The organism is Kitasatospora sp. NBC_01560 (assembly GCF_045208415.1).
GTDB lineage: Bacteria > Actinomycetota > Actinomycetes > Streptomycetales > Streptomycetaceae > Kitasatospora.
This window is the reverse complement of record NZ_CP109364.1, coordinates 428,020-449,607: the sequence shown is the minus strand read 5'-3', so window position 1 is coordinate 449,607 and position 21,588 is coordinate 428,020. Positions and strand designations below refer to the sequence as shown.

Annotated in this window: 17 protein-coding genes; 11 read left to right on the top strand and 6 right to left on the bottom strand. The window is 73.8% G+C overall.

Translation table 11 applies throughout. From position 1 onward, the window contains the following. Nucleotides 1-9: 9 nt before the first annotated feature. From OH807_RS01820 to OH807_RS01785, 8 genes are all read left to right on the top strand, one after another. Nucleotides 10-294: a pyrimidine/purine nucleoside phosphorylase gene (locus tag OH807_RS01820; protein WP_406192931.1), complete on the top strand. Its 285-nt coding sequence runs from the start codon at nt 10-12 to the stop codon at nt 292-294. 160 nt (nt 295-454) lie between these two features. Continuing rightward, a complete protein-coding gene (locus tag OH807_RS01815) occupies nt 455-1,150 on the top strand; it encodes an alpha/beta fold hydrolase (protein WP_406192928.1) in 696 nt (231 codons plus the stop codon). A 185-nt stretch (nt 1,151-1,335) separates the two neighbouring features. Beyond that, nucleotides 1,336-2,037 carry a 2-phosphosulfolactate phosphatase gene (locus OH807_RS01810; RefSeq protein ID WP_406192925.1) on the top strand — a complete coding sequence of 234 codons (702 nt, stop codon included), beginning with the start codon at nt 1,336-1,338 and terminating at the stop codon, nt 2,035-2,037. A 211-nt stretch (nt 2,038-2,248) separates the two neighbouring features. Continuing rightward, entirely contained in the window at nt 2,249-3,739 is a 1,491-nt protein-coding gene (locus OH807_RS01805; protein WP_406192922.1) for an APC family permease, read from the top strand. After that, complete coding sequence (locus OH807_RS01800; protein ID WP_406192919.1) at nt 3,736-4,173, top strand: hypothetical protein; 438 nt, start codon at nt 3,736-3,738, stop codon at nt 4,171-4,173. Before OH807_RS01805 ends, OH807_RS01800 begins: the two co-directional genes overlap by 4 nt. Continuing rightward, nucleotides 4,101-4,826 carry an MFS transporter gene (locus OH807_RS01795; RefSeq protein ID WP_406210630.1) on the top strand — a complete coding sequence of 242 codons (726 nt, stop codon included), beginning with the start codon at nt 4,101-4,103 and terminating at the stop codon, nt 4,824-4,826. The genes OH807_RS01800 and OH807_RS01795 overlap by 73 nt, the downstream gene beginning before the upstream one ends. A gap of 408 nt (nt 4,827-5,234) precedes the next feature. Next, a complete protein-coding gene (locus OH807_RS01790) occupies nt 5,235-5,954 on the top strand; it encodes a hypothetical protein (protein WP_406192916.1) in 720 nt (239 codons plus the stop codon). A 159-nt stretch (nt 5,955-6,113) separates the two neighbouring features. Beyond that, the gene (locus tag OH807_RS01785) at nt 6,114-6,569 is read left to right on the top strand and encodes a hypothetical protein (RefSeq protein WP_406192913.1); all 456 of its coding nucleotides are present in this window, start codon (nt 6,114-6,116) and stop codon (nt 6,567-6,569) included. Nucleotides 6,570-6,990: 421 nt separating this feature from the next. Here the strand turns inward: OH807_RS01785 and OH807_RS01780 are convergent, their stop codons facing one another. The 4 genes from OH807_RS01780 to OH807_RS01765 form a co-directional block, all read right to left on the bottom strand. Beyond that, on the bottom strand, nt 6,991-7,404 hold the full coding sequence (locus OH807_RS01780; RefSeq protein WP_406192910.1) for a hypothetical protein: 414 nt from the start codon (nt 7,402-7,404) through the stop codon (nt 6,991-6,993). Between the two features lie 237 nt (nt 7,405-7,641). Further along, entirely contained in the window at nt 7,642-10,443 is a 2,802-nt protein-coding gene (locus OH807_RS01775; RefSeq protein WP_406192907.1) for an AAA family ATPase, read from the bottom strand. Nucleotides 10,444-10,808: 365 nt separating this feature from the next. Then, nucleotides 10,809-12,278 carry a hypothetical protein gene (locus OH807_RS01770; RefSeq protein WP_406192904.1) on the bottom strand — a complete coding sequence of 490 codons (1,470 nt, stop codon included), beginning with the start codon at nt 12,276-12,278 and terminating at the stop codon, nt 10,809-10,811. Next, complete coding sequence (locus OH807_RS01765; protein WP_406192901.1) at nt 12,275-17,479, bottom strand: hypothetical protein; 5,205 nt, start codon at nt 17,477-17,479, stop codon at nt 12,275-12,277. The genes OH807_RS01770 and OH807_RS01765 overlap by 4 nt, the downstream gene beginning before the upstream one ends. Before the next feature lie 331 nt (nt 17,480-17,810). Here OH807_RS01765 and OH807_RS01760 point away from each other — a divergent pair, with 331 nt between their 5' ends. Both OH807_RS01760 and thpR read left to right on the top strand, forming a co-directional pair. After that, nucleotides 17,811-18,356, top strand: coding sequence for a YciI family protein (locus tag OH807_RS01760; protein ID WP_406192898.1), 546 nt, complete (start codon nt 17,811-17,813; stop codon nt 18,354-18,356). Nucleotides 18,357-18,634: 278 nt separating this feature from the next. Beyond that, entirely contained in the window at nt 18,635-19,267 is a 633-nt protein-coding gene (gene thpR, locus OH807_RS01755) for an RNA 2',3'-cyclic phosphodiesterase (RefSeq protein ID WP_406192895.1), read from the top strand. A 123-nt stretch (nt 19,268-19,390) separates the two neighbouring features. Here the strand turns inward: thpR and OH807_RS01750 are convergent, their stop codons facing one another. Next, complete coding sequence (locus OH807_RS01750; protein ID WP_406192892.1) at nt 19,391-20,188, bottom strand: hypothetical protein; 798 nt, start codon at nt 20,186-20,188, stop codon at nt 19,391-19,393. 43 nt (nt 20,189-20,231) lie between these two features. Further along, complete coding sequence (locus OH807_RS01745) at nt 20,232-20,603, bottom strand: winged helix-turn-helix transcriptional regulator (RefSeq protein WP_406192889.1); 372 nt, start codon at nt 20,601-20,603, stop codon at nt 20,232-20,234. Between the two features lie 91 nt (nt 20,604-20,694). Between OH807_RS01745 and OH807_RS01740 the strand changes: the two genes are divergently transcribed. After that, a complete protein-coding gene (locus OH807_RS01740) occupies nt 20,695-21,534 on the top strand; it encodes an SDR family oxidoreductase (RefSeq protein ID WP_406210628.1) in 840 nt (279 codons plus the stop codon). Nucleotides 21,535-21,588 lie beyond the last annotated feature (54 nt).

Here is a 21,588-nt window from a genome sequence, read left to right as displayed (position 1 = left end):
AGGACGCCCATGTTCAAGGTCAACGAGTACTTCGACGGCACGGTCAAGTCGATTGCCTTCACCGCGGAGGACGGACCGGCGACGGTCGGCGTCATGGCACCGGGCGAGTACGAGTTCGGCACCGCCGAGCGGGAGATCATGCACGTGGTCTCCGGCGCCCTGACGGTCAGGCTGCCCGGCGCCGAGCAGTGGGAGACCTTCCGGGCCGGCGAGCGGTTCGACGTCCCCGCCGAGAGCAAGTTCCAGGTCAGGGCCACGGTCGAGACCGCCTACCTCTGCGAGTACCGGGGCTGATCCGGGGCGCCGGTCGTCGTCGGTGAGCCCGCACACGTCCTGACCTTGCCGCCTCGATTCTCCCGCGCGCGGTGTCGGTCGGCCGCGCCCGGCCCGGTGGGCGGGGAGAGGTCCTACTGTGCAAGGGCAAGGGGCGGTCGAGGGCGACGCGGAGGTGGCGATGAGGGTCGTGTTCGTGCATGGCGCGTGCGTGCGGGACGGGGCGTGGTGGTGGCACCGCACCGCCGGGTTGCTGAGCGGGCACGGGGTGCCGAGCGTGGCTCCGGCGCTGCCGAGCTGCGGCGAGGCGGGCCGGCCCGGCGGCGCCGGCGGGCCTGGGCTGCCCGAGGATGTCGCCGCCGTCCGGCAGGTGCTGCAGGCGGGCGACGAGCCGACCGTCGTGGTCGCCCACAGCTACGGCGGGATCGTCACCGCGGAGGCTGCTGCGGGGGTCGCGTCGGTGCGCCACCTGCTGCTGGTCTCCAGCTACCTGCCGGAGGTCGGGCAGAGCCTGTCGGAGTTCGGGAGCGGCAGCCCCGCCCCGTTCCTCGACGTCGATCCCGATGCCGGCACGTTCGGCGTCCGGCCGGAGCTGCTCGTGGACACGTTCCTGCAGGACTGCGACGCCGAGGTGCAGGCAGCGGCAGCGGACCACCTCGCCCGGCAGAGCGTGCAGGTGACCGGTCAGCCGGTCGGGGCGGCTGCATGGCAGCAGGTGCCCACGACGTACCTGGTCTGCGCCCGGGACCGGGGCACCCCGCCGCCTCTGCAGCGCGAATTCGCCCGCCGGGCCGGCCACGTCGTCGAGCTCGACGCCGGCCACCACCCCTTCCTGTCCCAACCCGCAGCGGTCCGGGACGTGTTGCTGAGCCTGTGACGGCTGCGGCAGCCCGAACCCGCCCGCGACGGCCGGCCGGGCCCCTGGCCCCCGGGTGCCCCGACGCCCGGACCCGACAGCGAATCCGCAGGCCCGGCACGCAGCTGTTCGGCGCGCGAAGGCGTCGATGTGATGCGCGTCACCGAACCGGGTGCGGCAGGGTGGGCATACGCGATCATGATCGGATGGACGCTCGATTCCTCAGTATCACTGATCTGGTCGACACCCCGTCCGTGGCGGTCGTGGTCGACGTCATGCGTGCTTACACGGTGGCTGCCTGGGCCTTCGGCCGGGGGGCGGAGAAGATCGTTCTCGCAGAGTCGCTGGACGAGGTCCTGGCGCTCAAGGCCCGCCATCCGGAGTGGGTGGCGCTCAAGGACGGTCCGCCCGCGCCGGGCTTCGACGCCGTCAACTCGCCGGCCCTGCTGCGGTCCGTCGACCTCGCCGGCCGGACCGTCGTGCAGAAGACCACGGCGGGGACGGTCGGCGCCCTTGCCGTCAAGGACGCGTCGCTGGTGCTGTGCGCCGGATTCGTGGTGGCGGAGGCGACGGCCGCGCTGCTGCGGGCCCGCGGGTGCGACAGCGTCACGTTCGTGGTCACCGGCGAGGACGGGCAGGCCGACGAGGATCTGGCGTGCGCCCAGTACATCGCCCGGCGGGCCACCGGGGCCGCGACGGATCCGGCCGGGTTCCTCCGTCGCGCCGGCGAGTCGCGCGCCGCCTCCGAGCTGGCGGAGGGGGTGCGGCAGGGGGCCCATCCCGATGACGTCGCCCTCTGCCTCGAACTCGACCGGTTCCCCTTCGCCATGGTGGCGACCTCGGAGGACTCGCTCATGGTCCTGCGTCCGTGTGAGGTGCCTCCGCGGGCCGGTGCGGCTTCGCTGTGAACGCCGCCGCAGTCCGGCCGTCGCCGGGCGGGCGGCCTTCTGCCGGGGCCCGCGTGTCTCGGCCGGCCGGGCCCGGGCCGGTTCCGCGCCGGTGCCCGGCACGGACACCCCGGGGCCGGACGGCGTAATCGGGCGTGCACCGGTTGCGCGTGGTGATGACGATGAGTCATGGCGTACTCGGAGCGGGTCGCCTTCACCGAGGAGGTGCCCGATGAGCGCTGGGGATGTGCCGGCGGACGATGCCGGCCGGCCGGCCAGGGCAGAACCGGCAGGCACGGCCCGGGTGGCCGCCGGGGCGCAGAAGATCACCTGGCTGACTCTGGCGCTGATGACGACCAGCTCCGTCGCCAGCCTCCGCGCCTCGCCCACCATGGCGGTGTACGGCCTCGCCTGCGTCTTCCTCTACCTGCTGCCGGCCGTCGTGTTCCTGCTGCCCACCGCTCTGGTGTCGGCGGAGCTGGCGTCGGGCTGGAGCGGCGGGGTCTACAACTGGGTCGCCCAGGGCCTGTCGAAGCCGCTGGCCTTCCTGGCCGTCTGGTGCCAGTTCGCCATGACGATCTTCTACTACCCCAGCCTGCTCGCCTTCGTGGCGAGCACGATCTCGTACGTGATCAACCCCGAGCTGGCCAGCAACGGCGTCTACACCGCGATCGTCATCGTGGTCCTGTACTGGTCCGGCGTGTGGGTGTCCTCTCGCGGGACGAACGCCGTCGCGGGCCTGGCCTCCGGCGGCCTGATCATCGGGACGCTGATCCCCGGCACGCTGCTGGTGCTCCTGGGATTCGTCTTCCTCGGGCAGGGCAACCCCTCCGCCGCCCCGATGGACGGCTCGCACCTCTTCCCCGAGTGGACCGGCATCGCCAGCCTGGTGCTGATCGTCAACAACTTCCTCAGCTACTCCGGCATGGAGATGAACGCCGTCCACGTCAACAAGCTGCGCAACCCGGCCAAGGAGTTCCCGAAGTCGATGTTCCTGGCCATGGGCATGGTGCTGCTGATCTTCATCCTGCCCGCCCTGGCCATCAGCTGGGTCATCCCGGCGGACCAGCTCAGCCTCACCGCCGGCGTCATGCAGGCCTTCGACGCCTTCTTCCAGTACTTCCACGTCGGCTGGCTGGTGCCGATCGTCGCGATCGCCCTGTGCGCGGCCTCCCTCGGCGGCATGCTCACCTGGCTGGCCGGCCCGTCCAAGGGGCTGCTGCTGATCTCCCGCCAGGAGGGCTACCTGCCCCCGTTCCTGCAGCGGCTCAACAAGCACGGCATCCAGCAGAACATCCTGGTCACCCAGGGCCTGTTCACCACCCTCATCGCCCTGCTGTACGCGCTGATCCCGAACGTGTCCAGCGTGTACTGGATCTTCTCGGTCATCACCACGCAGGTGTACCTGATCATGTACCTGTTGATGTTCGTGGCCGCCATCCAGCTCCGCCGCAAGCAGCCCGATCACGCGCGCGGCTACCGCGCCCCGCTGCTCACCGCGCTCTGCGTGGTCGGCTTCGTCGCCTCCGCCCTGGCCATGATCATCGGGTTCATCCCGTCGTCCCAGTTCGGTGGCGGCAGCTCCTGGGCCTACATCGGCATCGTCGGCGGCGGGCTCCTGCTGCTCGGCGTGGTCATCCCGTTCGCGTTCCTGAAGGCCCGCAAACCCAGCTGGCGGCAGGCCGATGCGGGTAACGCCCAGGTGGACGGAGGGGTGGCATGAGCCCCACCCGCATGTGGTCCCAGCACCGGTGGATCTACGTCGGCGCGATCGTGGTGCTGGTCGGCATGATGATCGCCGGACTGTTCACGTACACCCAGCAGAAGGCCACCAACGAGGCCCACCGGAAGGCGAACCGGCTGAACGACGCGCTCGTCGCGAACGGCTTCGCCTCGCGCAACACGAACAACATCGCCGACACCCTGGGAACGGACGGCGGCGCGGTCTGCACCGACCCCAACTCGGCGCTCAGGCGGAGCCTGTGGCTCGTCCAGCTCGCCAACGGCGCGGGCGGCCCCGGCATGCGTCCGGTCATCGTCGACCAGCGGATCCTGGAGGCCGGCGCCGAGGTGGTCAAGGTCTACTGCCCGGAGAAGCTGGACGCCTACCAGCAGAAGATCAGCGACCTCAAGACGGGGGACACCGTCACCGACTGAGCCGGCCGACGCACGCTCCGGCGGACCGCCAAGACCTGCGCTCCGGCGGTGGCTCCGGAGCCCGTGCGGCGGACTCGGGCTGCGTGGAGCGGCGGGTCGAGGCGCCGCTGGTGGACCTGCGGCTGCTGAAGAACCGGGTCCTGATCGGGGCGACGGTCGGGATCCTGCTGAGCGCGGGCGTGATCAACGGTCTGATGTACCTGGTCGGCCTCTACTTCCAGAACCCCGCCACGCTCGCACTGAGCGCCTGGCAGGCGGGCCTGGCCACGCTGCCCGCGACGGTCGGCCTGATCGCGGCCACACCGCTCGTACCCCGGATGGTCCAGCGGGTGGGCACCGGGGCCGCCATCGGCCCCGGCTTCGCCGCGGCGACCGCCGGGTGCGCGCTGCTGGTGTTCGTCCAGGGGGGTTGGACGTACTCGGCGTTCGTTCTGCCGCTGGTGCTGATGGCCGCCGGTCTGGGGCTCGTCAACGGTCCGGCGAGCTCGGCGTCCACCTCCACGGTGTCGGCCGACGACGTCGGAGCGGCGTCCGGAGCGGGCCTGCTGCTGTCCGTCCTGGTGGTAAGCGCCCGCCGCCGCCGTCCCGCACCCGGGGCGTACGGGGCCGCTGAGGCCTCGCACGCACACACCGTTCCCGTCGGAGACCGGTGACGCGCCGGTGGCGTCCGACCCGGCCGCTCCGTGGCGGGCCCCGGGGCAGTGCTGCTCTTCTCCGGTGAGCCGGCCCGGCCGCAGTCCGGGCCAGCTACGATGCGTGGCGTCGACGGGGCAGGGCAGGGTACGGCAGCGGGGGTGCGTGGCGTGAGCGGGTACGGCCAGGACGGGAGCGGGTACGGGGATCCGGCGGGCGGTGCGGGCGGTCGGCCGCCGGCGGGGTGGCCCGGTCAGAGCTCCCCGTATCCGTCGCAGGGCTACCCGCCACAGGGCTACCCGCCTCCGGCGGAGGGGTATCCGTACGCGGGGCACGTCCCGCCGCAGGGGTATCCGTACGGGCCGCCCGGCCCGCCGGGATCGCTACCTCCGGTCGAACCGTCGCGGGGCCGGAAGATCCTCCGCGGGGTGCGCAATCCGTTCTACGCCGCCCAGCGGGCCTTCCGTCCTTCGCGCCCCGGCGTCGTGGACGATCCGGCGGTCCGCAGGCTCCAGCTCTGGCGGACCGCACTCGGCCTCGTGGCCTGGGTGGGCCTGATGGTCACCTACAACTCCGTCGTCAGCGCCGAGGACGTCAAGTCCGTGGCCGACGAACGCCTCAACCAGAGCTGGTCCAGCGTCCTGGTGCTGGTCTGCACCTTCCCCGTCGTGGTCGGCGCCTTCATCGCTGCCGCGCGGGGCGGACTGCGGCGGGTCTACCTGCGACGGGCCCTGCGCCCGCTCGGCGCGGTGGTGGCGATCATGGCGTCGATGGGCACCGCGGCGCTCGCGATGGCGCCGGAGCTGGCGGGGCTCCGGGACGCCGTCGGGCTGCCGGGAACGATCGCCATCGGGGTACTCTGCGCGTGGTCGATCGGCTTCGCCCTCTACGGCATCGGCCTGTCACTCGTGCACGTCTTCCGTACTGCGGACATCCATGAGGTGATGCCGCCGGTCCTCGCCGGCGTCCTGGTGTGGGAGATGGCGCTCCTGGACGTGATCACGGGCGCCTACCCCCAAGTCCCGGCCGGTGCCCGGGCGGTCTTCATCCTCGGTGCCCCCGTGACCGTCACGGCCCTCTCCTGGTGGGAGATGCGCCGGCTCCGCCGCCACCACGGACTGAGTGTCCGTCACGCGCTGGGACGCTGATCGCTCGACCGGCGGACGAGGGACGGTTGAACTCGACCGGCTGCTGCTCCCGTTGCTACCGGTGAGGGCCTGTCGCGTGGGCGCCGGGTGGCTGCGGTCCGGGTGCCCCGGGTGTCCGGGCGGCTGAACGAAGCCCGTCCCGACCAGTCAGGAGCAGAGATGAACAAGATCAAGGCCGCCGTCGCGGCCGCCGGTGTCCTCGCCGGAATCGGGCTGAGCGCGGCCCCCGCGTCGGCGGGTGACATCGGCGGGACCCCCGCGCACTGCAGCAGCAAGCAGTTCGGCGGCACCTTTCTGTGCGGTGGCGAGTACGACGGGGGTGTGACCTCCTTCGCGTTCCGGGACGGCACCAGCGAGATCTTCGTGATCGGCACCGACCACGCCGTGTGGACGCGCTGGACGACCAACAGCTCCGGCAAGTTGAGCGCCTGGACCTCCATGGGCGGCTCCTTCACGACCAAGGTCGACATCACCCGCCAGACCCTCGGGGGCGCCTTCACCATCACGTCGCGCGGCAGCGACAACCGCATGTGGTCCCGCGACCGCGCCCAGAACGGAAACTGGAACTCCTGGTACACCTACGGGCCGCCGATCGCCGGTACCGGCAGGTCCTGATCGTGCCGGAGGGGTCCCGGAGGGTCGGTCGGCGACCCTCCGGGACCCCTCCTCGTCCGGCGTCGTCCGGCGTGCGATGTGGTGATGCCGCTGAGGGCGTCAACACCGCGTGGGCGGGCAGCCGCGACGGCGGCAGGGGCTCTCACCTTCGGCAGGAGCAACGTCTCGATGTCCAAGGGCAACGGGATGCTGGTCAGGAACAGCAACCTCCAAGTCCAGCAGGGGACGCTCTCCGTCTCCACCGGCAACCCGCCCAACGTCCGGGAGCTGTGAGGGACACGCGTCGACGCAGGACGGGCGCCGGCCGCCCGCCTCCGCGGCGACAGCGGCGGAGGCGGGCGGTGCACCGTTGGAGCGATCACCGGCCGGCCGGACACAGCGGATCAGCCGGTCGGCACCTCAAGGAGCGGGGAGAGACGCCTCAGAGCTCCTGGTGCTGGCGGTGGATCTCCTTGTCGGCCGCCTTGAACACCTCGGCCTCCTTCTCCTTGCCCTTGGCCTTGTCGGTCCGCGCGTTGTCCTGGCAGTCGCGGTCCGTCTGCCGCCACTGGTCGGTGGTCAGGTGGTGCGAGTTCCCGAAGTTCAGGACCGAGAGGTGCACCTGACGGTTTCGTACTTGTGCATTCTGGTTGGCGAGCCAGACCACCGAGTACGCGCCGGAGCCGAGCAGCGAGGTGCAGTAGTACCTCGCCGGCGTCTGGGGCGTGGGGGGCCGGCCCGGCTCGTCGCCGCCCGGACCGACGGCGGCGAACGCACTCCCGGCGGTCCCGAGCAACCCGGCGCCGGTGACGACCGCCGCCACCATCAGACGGGAGGCCTTCGTGCGAAGAGTCATGGAAAACCTTTCAGTGGATCGACAGAACCGGTCGACGGAGTCGGGACGCGGGCCCGCCCTCGTCGACGTGTCCGACGGTAGGCGCGGGCCCGGCCGTGCGGCTTGGGTCGAATGACTGCATCACGGCTGCACCGTCTTCCCCTGCGTCGTCCCCGCCCCGTCGTCCCCGCCCCATCGTCCCCGGCCCTGCGCGCCCGCCTCGGCGGGGACGGCCGGCCGCGGTCGGTGCTGCGGTCGTCAGGCCCGGCCGAGCGCGAGTGCGAGCTGGCTGCGGGAGCGGATGCCGAGCTTCGGGAACATCCGGTACAGGTGGGAGCCGACGGTGCGGTGCGAGAGGAACAGCCGCTCGCCGATCTCGCGGTTGGACAGCCCCTGCCCGGCGAGCCGGGCGATCTCCAGCTCCTGCGGCGACAACCGGGCCCAGGCGTCCGGCCGGTGGCGCTGGACGGTTTGTCCGGCGGCGCGCAGTTCGTCCGCGGTGCGGGCGCCCCAGGCGGGCGCGTCGAGGGCGTCGAAGACGCTCTGCGCGGACTGCAGGTGCTCGCGGGCGCGGGTGGTGCGGTGCCGGCGGCGCAGCCAGGAGCCGTGGGCGAGGTCGAGCCGGGCGCGGTACCAGGGCGAGGCGTCGGCGGTGTGCCGGTGTGCGGCAGCGAAGGCCTGCTCGGCCCGTTGGTCGTCGGCCAGCAGGGCGTCGGCGAGGGCCAGTGCCCGGCGCACTCCCGGGGCCGGGGTGCCTGCGGTGAGGTCCTCGATCCGCGCGAGTACCTCGCGGGCCTGCTGGTGGCGGCCGGTCAGGGCGGCGGCCTCGGCATAGTAGTCGAGGGCCCAGGTGCACTGCGGGCTCTGGTAGGCGCGGTCCGCGGGGTCGACCATCCGGGAGAGTTCGGCGAAGGCGGTGGCCGGGTCGCCCTGGCCGAGCGCGGCCAGGCCCCGGTTGAGCTGGATGCCGTTGACGACGGCGACGTTGCCGGTCGCCGCGGCGGCTTCGCGGACGTCCGCGATCAGCCGGGCGGCCAGGCGCTGGCGGCCGCGGACCGCGGCGAGGTTGGCCTTGCCGAGCTGTGCGCAGGCGGCCCAGGTCCGCTGGCCGGTCTCGGTGGCGTAGCGGTGGGCCTCGTCGGCGGCGGTGTAGCAGATCTGCCACTGGCCGAGGTAGAGGGCGGCGTAGCTGCGCAGCACCTGCACCTGGGCGAGGGCTGCCAGGCTGCCCTGCTCGCGCAGGGCGTCGGCGGCGAGGGCGGTGAGGCGGACGGTGTGGTCGAACGCGCCGGCCACGAAGGCGGCTTGGGCGAGCAGGCCGATGTCGACGGGGTCGCGTGGTTCGGGGCGGTCCAGCTCGGCGATGATGGCCGGCGCCCGGGTGAAGGGATCGACGAACGCGTCGATCAGCAGCATGCGGGCGTCTCCGGCGGGCAGGCCGGTGCGGTCCGCGGCGGTGCGCAGCGCGGGCGCGAGGTCCGGATCCCGGTAGGCGCCCCAGTAGGTGGCGCGGGCGGCCCGGATCAGCAGGTGCGAGGCGAGGGCCGGGTCGCCGCCCGCGGTGGCGTCGTCGGCGGCCCGGGTGAGCTCGCGGACCAGGGGTTGGCCGTCGGGGACGCCGTCGTCGAAGGCGCTCTCCAGGGCGGCCAGCCGGCCGGTGTCGACGCTGCCCGCGGGCAGGGCACGCAGCCGGCCGGTGAGCTGTCGGACCGTCCCGGGGTGCCCGAGTTCGAAGGCGTACTCGGCGGCGCGCAGCAGGCGGTGGGCGGCGGCGGCCGGTTCGGGTGACAGTCCGGCCGCGCGGTGCAGGCAGGCCAGGGCGAGCGCGGTGGCGCCGCGGGCGGCGGCGTGTGCGGCGGCGGTGTCCAGGTCGTCGGCGATGGCCCCGTCGGGTTCGGTCCGGGCGGCGGCGCGGTGCCAGACGGCCCGGTCGGGGTCGTCCAGGTGCGCGGCGAGGGCCAGGTGGGCGGCGGCCAGTTCTGCGGGTGCGGCGGCCCGGATGACGGCGGAGCGGACCAGCGGGTGCCGCAGCCGCAGCTGCCCGGCGGGTCCGTCGGTGCGGTCGGGTTCGGCGAGTGCGGTGTCGCGGGCCTGGGCCAGGGCGCGGCCGGCGGCCTCGGCGCCGAGCAGCCGGACGACCAGGGCGTGGGCCGGTGCGAGGTCGTCGGTGTCCTGGAGCGCGGCGAGCAGCAGCAGGGTGCGGGTGGGCGGGGCGCAGTCGTCGAGGCGGGCGGCGAAGGTCTGCTGGAGGCGGTCGGTGAGCGGCACCGGGGTGGTTGCCGTGGTGGTGGCGGTGCTCGGCTGGAGCAGGGCGCCGGCCTCGGCCGCGGCGGGCAGTGCGGTGGGCAGTTCGATCAGCGCCAGCGGGTTGCCCTGGGCGAGGTCGAGCACCAACCGGCGCTGGGGCCGTCCGAGGTGGGCGGCGTGGGTGGCGAGCAGGGTGGCGGCGTCGGCCTCGGCCAGCGGGCCGAGCGGCAGGGAGCGGGCGCGCTCACCCAGGACGCCGGGCCCGGGCCGGTCGGCCGCGGCGGTGGTGTCGTCGGTGCTGCGGGTGGCGGCGAGCAGCACCAGCGGCTCGGAGGCCAGCCGCCGCGCGACGAAGGCGATCACGTCCAGACTCGCCGCGTCCACCCACTGGAGGTCGTCGACGGCCACGAGCACCGGGGCGACGGCCGCGCTCTCGGCGAGCAGTTCGAGCGCGGCGAGCCCGACCCGGTAGCGGTCCGGCGGGTGCACGGCCCGGCCGGCGCCGAGGGCCTCCAGGAGAGCGTCGCGCTGGGCGGCCGGCAGCCGGTCGGCGTACGGGAGTACCGGGCGCAGCAGTTCGTGCAGGGCGGAGAAGGCGAGGCCGCGCACGGCCTCCACGCCGCGGGCCTCGACCACCGTCAGCCCGCGTCGCCGGGCCCTGGCCCGGGCGTCGGCGAGGACGGCGCTCTTGCCGATTCCGGCCGGCCCCGACAGGTGCAGGCACGCTCCGGCGCCCGGCAGTGCGGCCAGCGCCGCATCGATCACCGCGGTCTGCGCGGCGCGCCCCACCAGGTCCGCGACACCCTCCGACATGCCCACTGCCCCCGCCGATCCGTTCCCCGTCGGCTGCCGCAGCCGACCGCAAACCGGCGGCAGTCCGTCCCTGCATTCGAAGATCACATGGTAGGACAAGCTGTTGCCCGCAGGGATTCCCTCCGGCGTGCACCGACCGAGGCCGTCGGCACCACCCGGGCCGAACCGATGGGCAGGAGCCGGGCCCGCCCGCCGCAGCGGCCCGGTGGCCCGGAGCCCCTGGCGGGTCGTCCTGCGTCGACCCGGTCGGCGAGGCCCCACGAGGGCTTGTGAGGCCTTCCGGGTCCGTGCCGAGGGACGTTCGGACGTCCGGACGTCCGGATGTTCGGACACTCGGGCCGGGTGTCACCACGGCTGCCGGAGGTTCACGGGCTGAGCTTGGTGATCAGGTGGTCGAGGGTCTTCCCGGGGAGGTGCCGGCGGTGCGAGAGGCGGTTCCTCGCGTCGTGGAGGGTGACCAGGGTGGCGTTCTGAGCCATCGTGAAGGTGAGGTGCCTGTTGGTCTTCGCCTTGAGCAGCGGGCCGAGTTCGATGGCCTGCAGCCTGTCGTCGGTGCTGGTGTTCCCGGTCTCGGCGCGGTCGGAGCAGTACCAGTCGACCAGTTGCCGCGGTGGCTCGGTGGCCGTGGGCAGGACCTGGGCGACCAGGGCGTCGCGGGCGTCGTCGATGAGCGGGAGCAGGGTGCGACTCTGTGCGACCCAGAGGAGTTTGTCCAGTTCCGTGCCGCTGTCGGTGCTGCACAGCGCTGCCGGGTGGACGCGCAGGTGGCCGTCCCAGGCGTCGATCGTGCCGTTGTTCCAGCGTGCGCGGAGGGCGTCCGGGGGCTGGTGGGCGAGTGCGCCGGTGCGGTGCGCAGGGTTGCGCGGGGCAGGAACGCGGACGGGGTCGGTGCCGCAGACGGCGCTGAGGGCGGCGCGCAGGGTCTCGGGCTGTCCCTGCCAGCCGGCGGCGAGGGCGGCGGCGAACTCCAGGTAGGGGCCGCAGACCTCGACGATGGTGGCCTGGGTGACGGCTTCGCCGATGCGGGTGCGCCCGGTGTTGTCGTGGGTGGTGGTGCGGGCGGGCAGGGGTCGGTTGACGGCGGTGACGGAGGCGGTGTCGAGCCGGCCGAGCGCGCCCCACCACCAGTGGACGGCGATGTCCTCACGGGCCAGCTTGTCCAGTGCGTTGGCGGGAAGCCGGTCGGTGGTGGTGGTGACGAGGAGTCTGGGACGGCGCTCGGGGGGCAGACCGGCCGCCTTGGCGGTGGCGGGCAGGCGAAGGAGCAGACGGGCGAGCGCGACGGGGTCGTCGTCGCCGGTGGCGTCGAGGACGTAGGTGCAGCCGTCGGCGTGGTCGGTGGTCAGGCGCCGGTAGACGTCATCGGCCGGATCGCTGTCCGTGCCGCGTCGGGGCAGGAGGCTTTCGAGCCTGGCTTCGACGCCCTTGACGCGGTCGGGCGCGGCGCGGGGCCGGGGCAGCGGCAGCGCAGGGGATAACGCCGCGCCGGCGCCGAAGGCGGCGGTCATCGCATCGGCGAGGAAGGTGTCGTCGAGGTCGTCGAGGATCGGGGGCTGACCGGACCACAGCGGCTCGGGCACCTCCTCCTCGGGCTCCGTCGGCTGCGGCGCGTCGGGCTCGCCGGGCGGTGGGATGCGCTGCCACGGCGTGCGCTCGCCGAGCACGGCGCGCAGCAGGTGGTCGCCGTGGCCCGTCGCGTCGGTGGGCAGCACCAGGAGGCAGGTGTGGCCGGCGGCGAGGTCCTCGGCGATGCGCCGTGTCCAGTGGCGGACGCCGGGCAGGGCGGTCAGGTCGTGGGTGGCGGCGGATGCCGCCCGGGGGCCGGTGCTGGTCATGCACCGGCCGTGCGAGCGGCGAGGGCGCGGAAGGTGACGGGGTCGAGGGCGATGCCGTGATCGCTCTCGTCGATGACGCCGAGGTCGGTCAGCCGTACGACCAGGTCGAGGATCTGGTCCTCGGGGACGCCGATGATGTCGGCGATCCGTGCGGGGGTGTCGGGCTCGGGCTCGTCGAGGAGTTCGGTCCAGCCGGTGAGGAGCCGGGCGAGCTCGGGGTCGAGCCCGACGCGCTGCAGGTGGGTGCGGCCGAACTCCGGGGCCTCGGTCAGGGACCGGACCTTCGCCAGGGCGGCCTCCATGGTGATGCCGGTGCGGGTCACCTGGTGGACGGTCATCTCGACGAGGAAGGGCCACCCGCCGGTGGCCTCGACGAGCTGCCGGCGCCGGTGCGGGGTGTCGTAGGGACACTCCGGCCACGCGCGCAGGCTGTCCGCCGTCCAGCGTTCCGGCCTGATCGCGTTGCCGATCGCGTCGGCCCGGCCGCGCACGCCCGCGGGGTCGACCAGGAGCGCCGCCCGGAGGGCGGCCTCGGGCGGGCTGTCCGCACCGCCGGCGGTGCCCGCACCGAGGAGGGCGAGCGCGTTGCTCAGCTCGGCCTGGCTGCACCCGCGCAGGTCGACGACGGTGAGGTGGTCGGCCGGCTGCGGGGCGGTGAGGTGCTTCTTCAGACCGGGCCGGGTCGTGCGGGTCACGGTGATGCCCCGGGCCGCCGCGTAGGCCTGGACGGCGTTGACCAGGAGCGGGGGCTGGAAGGCCTCGTTCACGCACACGGCGGTGACGCCCTGCCCGGTGACGGTGAACAGCTGTTCCTCGGTGAGGGGGCTGTAGACCTGGACGCCCGACTTGGTCTGGCCGACCATCCGGCGCGAGAAGCGCGGGTTGTACTCGTAGGGCAGGTGGAACTCGGTCTCGGTGAGTTCGAGTTCGAGGGCCTCCGGGGTGCCGAGCATGCTGACCACGTTGGGGCTGCGCACCGCGTAGGCGGGGTCGGCGCCGGGCTGCCGGACGAGCAGGCCCAGGCCGACCATCTCCTCCAGGTAGATCTGCACCTGGGCGGCGGTCAGCTCGCGGAAACCCTCGGCCCAGCGCTCCCGCGCTTCCTGGAGCAGGTCGCTCGGGCCGTAGCTGCTGCGGTAGCCGTCCTCCAGGCTGCGCAGGGCGATCACGAGGGTGAGGACGCGGTAGCGGTCCTCCAGGTTGATCGTGATCCGCATCCGGTCCGCGATCTGCGCCCGGACGCGGGCGGAGGCGCTGACACTGCGCATGTCGGCCTCCGTCACCACGATGGGCCAGGCGGCGTCGGCGACGGGCGCGGTGCGCAGTGCGGAGACGAGTTGGTCGCAGAAGATCTGCACCAGGGACGCGTGGAAGTTCGTCGCCGCCAGGACCCGCCACACCAGTTCGGGGCGTTCGAAGACGAAGCCGAGGGCGGCCATCGGCTCGACCACCAGGCGCTGCGCCTCGGAGGGGCTGAGCGGGCCGACGAGGACGTCGGGGCCGCCGTGGGTGAGCGGCACGTTGGACAGGTGGCTGAACCGCTGGACCTGGTGGAGCCCGGCGAAGACGATCTTGAAGCGGCGGTCCTTGGCCTCCATCAGCCGCTTGAGGCGCAGGACGTTGGGGAACGTGACCTCCCCGCCGCGGCTGTGGACGGATCGCGAGTCGGCGGTGAGGAAGGCGTCGGATTCGTCGAGGAGGACGAGCAGTCGTCGTTCGCCGTCGGCGGCCAGCCAGTCCTCGATGCGGCCGACCACCGTGTCCGGCGAGTCGTCGTGGCTCCTGGTCCTGCCCAGGACGCCGATCCGGCGGAGTTCCGCGGCGAGCACGGACCAGATCTGCCCGGCGGGTTCGGCGTCGCCGATGCCGTGGGCCTTGAGATCCAGGTAGACGACCCGGTGGTGCTCGGTGGGGTAGGTCGTCTGGACGCGGCGCAGCAGCGCCGACTTGCCCAACTGGCGCCCGCCGTAGAGGAACAGGCCGCCGAGCGGGTCCACGACCTGGCTCATCTCGTCGCGGCGGCCGTAGAAGACCTCGGGCGGGACGAGGCCGGCCACGAACGGCGTGTAGGTGTTGAACGCCGTCCAGGGCAGCGTGACGCGCTGGGTGGCGCGGAAGCTGCGGGGGTACCGGGCGGCGATCCAGCCGATGACGGCCGGGTCGACGACCAGGGCCTGGCGCATGCCGGTGCGGGCGCGGGCGACCAGGGCGCGGCGCGCGGCCAGGCCCATGGGGTGGAGGTAGAGGATGACGGTGGCGGTGTTGTCGGTCTCGTCGAGCAGGTCGAGGACGCTGCGGCCGACCTGGCGGTCCGCGACGATGACGACGTTGTAGCGGCCCTGGGCACCCGAACCCAGCGAGGAGACGTAGCCCGGACGGGACTCGGTGACCCGGGCCCGCAAGGTGGAGAGGATCTGCCCGATCGCGCCGCCGGAGCGGGCGAGGGTGGCCGGCTCGACCTCCAGACCGAGAAGGCGCAGGACGCGCGGCAGGTGGCGCTGCCACTCCTGGTTGCGGATCGAGGAGTCGCACAGCGCATCCCACGCCTCCAGCGCGGGCTCGACGCCTTCGGGCAGGTCGTCGTGGCCGGCGTAGTGCCGTGCCCAGGGGCGGGCGCTGTAACCCTGCTGGAGGCGCCCGTCGTCGGCGGGCAGGTCCAGCCCGGTGGCGAAGGCGTCCAGATCGGCGCCCCAGTCCACCGTGCCCCAGTCCGGCAGCGGCTCGCCGTGCTTGATCAGCGCCAGGTACTCCTCGGCGGTGGCCGTGTCGTGCATCTCCAGCAGCTTCTCGACCTCGGCGCGGGTCGGCTCGTCGAGGTCGAGCGCGGCGAACTCCTCGCGGAGCTTGACCGCGTAGGCCCGCACCGCGGTGTGCATCCGCTCGGTGAGGGCGCGGATCTCCCCGATGGCCTGGCGGTAGGAGCCGGCCGGGCGGGGGTGCTCCAGGCGCTCCAGCTCACCGGTGAGCCCGCGCTCGGCCGCAGGGTCCAGGGTGCGCTGGATGCGCAGTTCGGCCAGCAGCCCGGACGCGGTGGCGTGGTCCGTACGCAGGCGGGCGCTCCAGTCGGCGTGGGCGGCGTCGATGGCCGCGGCCAACTCGGCCGCGGGCTCCCCGGCGCGCACGGCCGGTACGGCCGGTACGGCGTCGTGCGCCAGGGCCGCGGTCAGGGCCTCCGCGAGGTGGACGTCGCCGCGCGTGCAGTGGGCCAGGCCGGCGCGATGGGCGTCGGCCTCCGTGAGGAGGGGGAGCAGGGCGGCGGCGAAGCCGTCCGCGTCCGGGTCGGGGCTGCCGTCCGGGTGGCGCGGCATGTCGGTGAGGGCCAGCAGGGGCCGGCTGTCGGGCCGGTAGTCGCCGAGGTCCTCGGGGAAGTCGTCGGCCTGGCTGCCGGCCTGGTGCGCGCGCACGGGGGCGTCGCCGCGCAGCCAGCGGCACAGCAGGTCCAGCAGTGCGCCCTCCACGCCCGGCAGCGGCTGGGCGGCGGCGGCGCTGGCGAGCGCCGTGCGCAGGGTCGCCGCCACGTCGGGCCGGGTGTTGGCCTGGGACGCCGCGATGTTGCGCGCCTGGTCGAGGAGGTCGCTCACGCTGGTGATCGCCCGCAGCAGTGACCGGCGCGCCTTCGCCTCGATGGGCTCGCGGGTCTGCTTGGGGCCGCGTACGAGGGAGTCGGCGTCGGTGATGAGCCGGTCGGGGTCCTGCCAGGAAACGGACTCGGCGTCGGCGTCGAGGGCCTCGGGGGTGGCCGTGCCGTCCGCCCAGTCCGCGATCACCTGCAGCGTCTTGCCCAGCGGCTGGTCCGCCGCGGCCAGGCGGGCGAGCACCTGGGTGGCCCGCTCGTAGCTGGTCCGGCGCCGGGGCAGGTCGGCGATCAGCTCACGGGCCTGGACGCCGATCTGCTCCCGCGTCACCCCCGGGGTCGTGCGGACGAGCCAGCCGCGGGTGGGGTTGACCCGCTGGCAGTGCCGCACGGTGTGCACGGCGGCGTCGACGAACGCGGTCCAGTCCTCGGGGAGCCCGGCGGTGGGGTCGGGCTGGTTGAGGAGGTCGTTGGGCCAGCCCGCGACGAGTCCGGCCCGCAGCGAGGCCACCATGGCGGCGACCTGTGCGCCCCGGTCGTCGCGGAAGTCGCCCGCGGCGCGGTTGAACGCGGAGAGGACCGCGGTACCTGACGGTTCGTTGTGGCACGCGAAGGCCGCCTCGACGAACGCCAGGGTCTCGGCCCGCAGGCCCGTCTCGTCGGAGCCCCGGGTCAGCCAGTACGCCTCCGCGAGGCGCCCCTGCCGGATCAGGCTGGGCACCGGGCCGGGCCCGTCGTCGGTGCCCGACCACGGCAGGACGGCGGGCCGGCCCGAGGCGAGCGCGAAGTCCACCGGCTCGGGGACGGTCACGTCCTGCCCCGGGTGCGTGCCGGCCTGGACCGGCTCCGCGCCGGGGGCGGTGTCGAGGGCTTCCGGGGCGGCGGGGTCGGTGTCGGTGTCGGTGGCGGTGGGGCCGGCGTCGGTGCTCGGCGGCGAGTCCGGCTCGGCGGTGTCGGGCGCGGGGGCGGTGGCTGCTGCCGCAGGGGCGGACCCTGCGGGCGGGAGTTCGGGCTCCCGGCCCTGAACGGCCGGTGCGGGGGCGGTCGCCGAGCCCGTCCGCTCCCCGGGCGGTTCCGCGTCACCGGGTGCGTCGGCGGCCGCCTCCGCGGGGCCCGGTTCGGGCGCCTGACGGGGCAGCAGGTCCGGGCCCGGAACGGCCTCGGACGCCGTCTGCGGCGTGATCTGCTCCGGCAGGGATCCGATCGCGGCCAGTTGTGCGAGGTAGCTGTCGCGGACCATCGAGAGGGCGGCCCGGGCCTCCTCGTCGTCCTCCCCGGCCAGCAGCGAGTCGTACTTCGCGATGCGCCCGCGCAGGTCGTCGGCCCGCTTCCGGCGGCTCCGGGCTTCCTCCTCGGCCACCGCGACGGCGCCCCGCGCCCGGTCGAGATCGTCGAACGTCCACTCCTCGGACTCCGCGGCCGGACGCCGGGCGGCTGCGGCGAGCCGGTCCCCGAGCAGGCCCCGGGACGCGTTGTACGCCGTGATGGAGTCGCTCGGGTCGACCGTGACAGGCCTGCCGGAGTCCACCCGCTCCGCGGCGGCGCGCAGGGTGTCCGCGAGGCCGACGGCCGTCTGCCGGAGCGCTTCCAGGTCGGTGGCGAGGTCGTCGGCGGTTCGCACAGTCACTCTTCCGTTGCTCCCAGGAGTTGACGTCACATCAGTGGCTCGATCGAGAGGTGGCGGCCTCGGTCGGTTTCCCCGAGCCGCGTCCCCCGTGGGCGGGCGCGTCAGGCCGGTGCGCGCACGCTAGCAGGTCCCCGATGTCGACGTGCAGACCTTTCGGCAACGCGGGCAACGAGGGGCGTTCGGGGGCGCGTTGCAGCTGGGGCGGGTCGTCCCGGCATCAGCCGGGAGCCCGCACGCGGGCTCCGCACCGGCTCTGCCGGTGCAGCGCGCCGAGCAGCCGTGGCAGCGGAAACCCGCTCGACGCCGCCCCCGCTGCGAGAGATCCTGGGGCATGGAGTTTCTCAGTTTTCACCGTGACCGACCGGGCTCCCTGCCCCTGCGCGACGAGCTCCTGGAGGAGCACTGGTCCTACATGGACGGCTTCGCCGAGGAGATGATCGCCCGGGGCCCGACCCTTGCCGGCGACGTACCCACCGGAAGCGTGCACATCGTCGACCTGCCCGATGCCGCCGCGGCCCGCGCGTTCGCGTTCGACGAGCCGAACTATCAGGCCGGCGTCTACCGGGACGTGCTGCTGCGCCGGTGGCGCAACACCCTGGGCCGTACCATGTGGGACTTCCCCGGCGGCCGGACCGGTGGCAACCGGTACCTGGTGCTCGGCCTCGGCGCGGGGCCGGCCGCCGACCTCGCGCTGCCGCCCGACCAGGACGAGCTGATCGCCTACGGGCCGCTGCTCTCCGACGACGGCGCCGCCTGGCTGGGCACGGCGGCCCTGCTCCGGGCCCCGGACCGGGACACGGCACGCGCCGTCCTGACCCCGGACCAGTACGCCGACATCGAGGTGCACGACTGGCAGTTCGGCGGGCGGCCGTCATGACGTGAGGAAGCCGACGGCCGGGGGGCGTACCGGGGGCGAGGATCCCCACGAGGGCTTGCAGCACGCGACGCCCACCCGGCGGCCCTCTCAATTCCTGACGGTTCGTCAGTGCGCCGGTCCGTGCGGCCGCTGTGCGGACGTGGCGGATCAGCACGGTCCGGACGAACGGGTCGTCCTCGGCCACCAGGACGGTGGGCGCGTTCGGGCGGGTGGGGGTGCGGGCCGGTTCCGGGTGGGTGGCGTCGGCGGTCGTCGCGGCGGGGTGCTAGAAATCCCTGGTGAACGATCACTGCGAGCCTTCGACCCTGCGTGTCTTCGTGGCGCTGGCCCCGCCCGACGATGCCAAGGACGAGCTGGCCCGGGCCCTGCAGCCCGCCTACGCCGGGTACCCGCTGCTGCGGTGGAACCGGATCGAGGACTGGCACATCACCCTGGCCTTTCTCGGCGAAATTCCCTCCACGGCGGTGCCGTTGCTGCGCTCCGTGCTGGCCGGCCGGGCCGCGTCGCAGCCCGCCCTGCAACTGGGCCTGCGCGGGGGCGGCCACTTCGACGGGCGGCTGCTCTGGAGCGGCATCGACGGTGACCTGGAGGGGCTGCACCTGCTCGCCGCCGACGTCCGGGAACTGGTCAAGTCCTGCGGGACCGACTTCGTCGACCGCCCGCTGCGTCCTCATCTGACGCTGGCCCGGGCCCGTCGCGGCGACGCCGCCAGTGTGCCGCAGGCCGCGGCCGGGCTCACCGGGTTCGTGGGCCGGCGGTGGCAGGCCGGGCATCTCCACCTGGTGGGCAGCAACATCGGCCGCGGCCCCGGTCCGATCCACTACCGCGACATCGAGGCGTGGCGACTGGGGGCCGCGGCCGGGGCTCAGCCCGGTCGGGAGCGCAGCCGGGGCGGTGGCTGCGCCGAGTAGCGGGCGTGTCCGGCGTCGGAGCCGGACAGGTGGTGGACCGTGCCCTCGTACTCCGTCGCCGCGGCCGGCGCCCCGGTGCCCTCGACGACAGCGAGGTGCAGGAGCAGGTGCAGGTACCGGCGGTCAGGGCGCCCAGGGCAGTCGTACCGTCTCGATCTCCGGGTCGTTGAGCAGCGCTTCGACGAGGGCCGGCGGCCCGGCGACCTTGGTGGCCCAGAGGTCGTAGTCGGTGAACAGGACCCATGAGCGGTCGTGCGCCCAGAGGTTGGAGGGGCTGAAATCGGCCGCGGGGTTGTCGTAGAGGATCCCGGCGTCACCGAGGCGACCGGCCTGCACGTGGAGGTTGTCGAAGTCGGTGCCCCTGAGCATCAGGGGGTTGTAGTAGGCGAGACAGGCGGTGTCCGGGCCTGCGGGGCTGTGCTCGGTGAGGACGGTGATCAGCCGGTTCCAGGTCTCACGGTCCAGGCTCCCTTCGGTGGGCGGGACCATGCCGAGCGGCCAGCTGCCGTCCTTCGTGGCCGAGGGAAAGCAGTGACGGGAAGGCAGCAGCCCGTCCGGGACGACCGGGTCTCCCGTCCGCCGGGCGAGTTCTGCCCAGCGCAGCCGCCGCCAGCCGCGGCCGGGGTGCTCGGCACGGCCCAGGCCGCCTCCGGTGGCGACACCCACCTCAAGGTCGATGCCCGCGAAGGAGTGGGGCTGGATGCTTCCGTCCGCCAGACGCGCCCGGCGGTACTCGTGGTACGTCACCTCGGCCGGTCCTCGCTCGTGCTCGTACATGGCGTTGAGCACCCAGACGGCATCGGGCATCGGCGGTGGCATGAACCCGGTCACGCCGTCGCCGCACAGCTCCAGCAACCAGTCGGTCGTACTGGTCGGCGCGAGCGGCCACAGGCGGGTTGACAGGTGCGATTCCTCGGGCATGCGTGCATGATCCCAGCCGAACGGCCGCCCCTACGGCACGGGGCTATCCCGCGCCGGGCGGCGGCAGCCGTCGGGTGATCCGGTCGAAGAGGTCCTCCAGCGGCTCGCCGAGGTCCCGGCCGAACTCGGTCAGCCCGTAGGTGACCTGGGGCGGCGTCGTCGGCTCGACCTTCCGCCAGACCAGGCCGTCCTGGACGAGTGCGCGCAGGCTCTGGGCGAGCATCTTCTCGCTGATGCCCCGGATGCTCTCGCGCAGCTCGAAGAACCGGAGGTCGTTGCCCCGCAAGGCGATCAGCACCCAGATGCCCCACCTGCTGGTCACGTGGTCGACCACGTCGCGTGCGGCGCAGTCGGTGTGAAACACCTCATACCGCGGCCCGGCCTCGGCCTGCCTGTCCTGCGCACCTACCACCATGACCTGAGCTTACGTCAAGGTACGTCCTTACCAGGAGAAAGCCTCGGCTCCTAGCGTGACGGCCACAGAGACCTCGAACAAGGAGCAGATCATGATCGTGGTGACCGGGGCCACCGGGAACGTGGGCCGACCGCTGACGCAGGCGCTGGCCGAGGCGGGCCGGCCCGTGACGGCGGTGTCGCGGCACGCGGCGGCAGTGCCGGACGGTGTCCACCACGTGGTGGCCGACCTGACCGATCCGGCCGGCCTCGAACCCGTGCTGGCCGGCGCGGAGGCGCTCTTCCTGCTGCTGTCCGGCGACATGCACGCCGCCGGCGCCGGCCCAGCCGGCATCATCGGCCGAGCCGTGGCCAGCGGGGTGCGCCGGGTCGTCCTGATGTCGTCGCAGGGCGTGGCGACCAGGCCCTTCGGCCCGACGCGGATCGCCGTGCGCGCGGTGGAGGACGTGCTGCGCGGCTCCGGCCTCGACTGGAGCATCCTGCGGCCGGGCGGCTTCGCCTCCAACGCCCTGTGGTGGGCCGAGTCCGTCCGCGAACAGCGCGTCGTCGCCGCCCCGTTCGGCGACGTCGGGGTGCCGGTCGTCGACCCGGCGGACATCGCCGAGGTGGCGGCGGCCTGCCTGTCGGACGACCGGCACAGCGGCGCTGTGTACGAGCTGACCGGCCCGGCGGTGATCACGCCGCGCCGGCAGGCGGAGGCCATCGGCGCCGCACTGGGCGCACCGGTGCGGTTCCACGACCTCACCCGCGAGGAGGCCGGGGCCGCCATGGCCCGGAGCATGCCGGTGGAGCTCGCCGAGGACACCCTGGACATCCTCGGCTCCCCGAACCCGGCCGAGCTGCGCGTCAGCCCGGACGTCCAGCAGGTCCTGGGCCGCGCCGCGCGGCCCTTCGCCGACTGGGCCGCCCGCAACGTCGCCGCCTTCCGCTGACATCGGCCGGCGGTCCCTGACCGGTCCACGCGCGTGCTCCCGTGCTCCTGCTGC

Bases quoted from the DNA above. Each gene is read 5' to 3' on its own strand.
- OH807_RS01770 (WP_406192904.1), bottom strand. From the start codon at position 12,278: ATGACCAGCACCGGCCCCCGGGCGGCATCCGCCGCCACCCACGACCTG.
- OH807_RS01805 (WP_406192922.1), top strand. From the start codon at position 2,249: ATGAGCGCTGGGGATGTGCCGGCGGACGATGCCGGCCGGCCGGCCAGG.
- OH807_RS01810 (WP_406192925.1), top strand. From the start codon at position 1,336: ATGGACGCTCGATTCCTCAGTATCACTGATCTGGTCGACACCCCGTCC.
- OH807_RS01740 (WP_406210628.1), top strand. From the start codon at position 20,695: ATGATCGTGGTGACCGGGGCCACCGGGAACGTGGGCCGACCGCTGACG.
- OH807_RS01760 (WP_406192898.1), top strand. From the start codon at position 17,811: ATGGAGTTTCTCAGTTTTCACCGTGACCGACCGGGCTCCCTGCCCCTG.
- OH807_RS01775 (WP_406192907.1), bottom strand. From the start codon at position 10,443: ATGTCGGAGGGTGTCGCGGACCTGGTGGGGCGCGCCGCGCAGACCGCG.
- OH807_RS01745 (WP_406192889.1), bottom strand. From the start codon at position 20,603: ATGGTGGTAGGTGCGCAGGACAGGCAGGCCGAGGCCGGGCCGCGGTAT.
- OH807_RS01815 (WP_406192928.1), top strand. From the start codon at position 455: ATGAGGGTCGTGTTCGTGCATGGCGCGTGCGTGCGGGACGGGGCGTGG.
- OH807_RS01785 (WP_406192913.1), top strand. From the start codon at position 6,114: ATGAACAAGATCAAGGCCGCCGTCGCGGCCGCCGGTGTCCTCGCCGGA.
- OH807_RS01820 (WP_406192931.1), top strand. From the start codon at position 10: ATGTTCAAGGTCAACGAGTACTTCGACGGCACGGTCAAGTCGATTGCC.
- OH807_RS01780 (WP_406192910.1), bottom strand. From the start codon at position 7,404: ATGACTCTTCGCACGAAGGCCTCCCGTCTGATGGTGGCGGCGGTCGTC.
- OH807_RS01750 (WP_406192892.1), bottom strand. From the start codon at position 20,188: ATGCCCGAGGAATCGCACCTGTCAACCCGCCTGTGGCCGCTCGCGCCG.
- OH807_RS01800 (WP_406192919.1), top strand. From the start codon at position 3,736: ATGAGCCCCACCCGCATGTGGTCCCAGCACCGGTGGATCTACGTCGGC.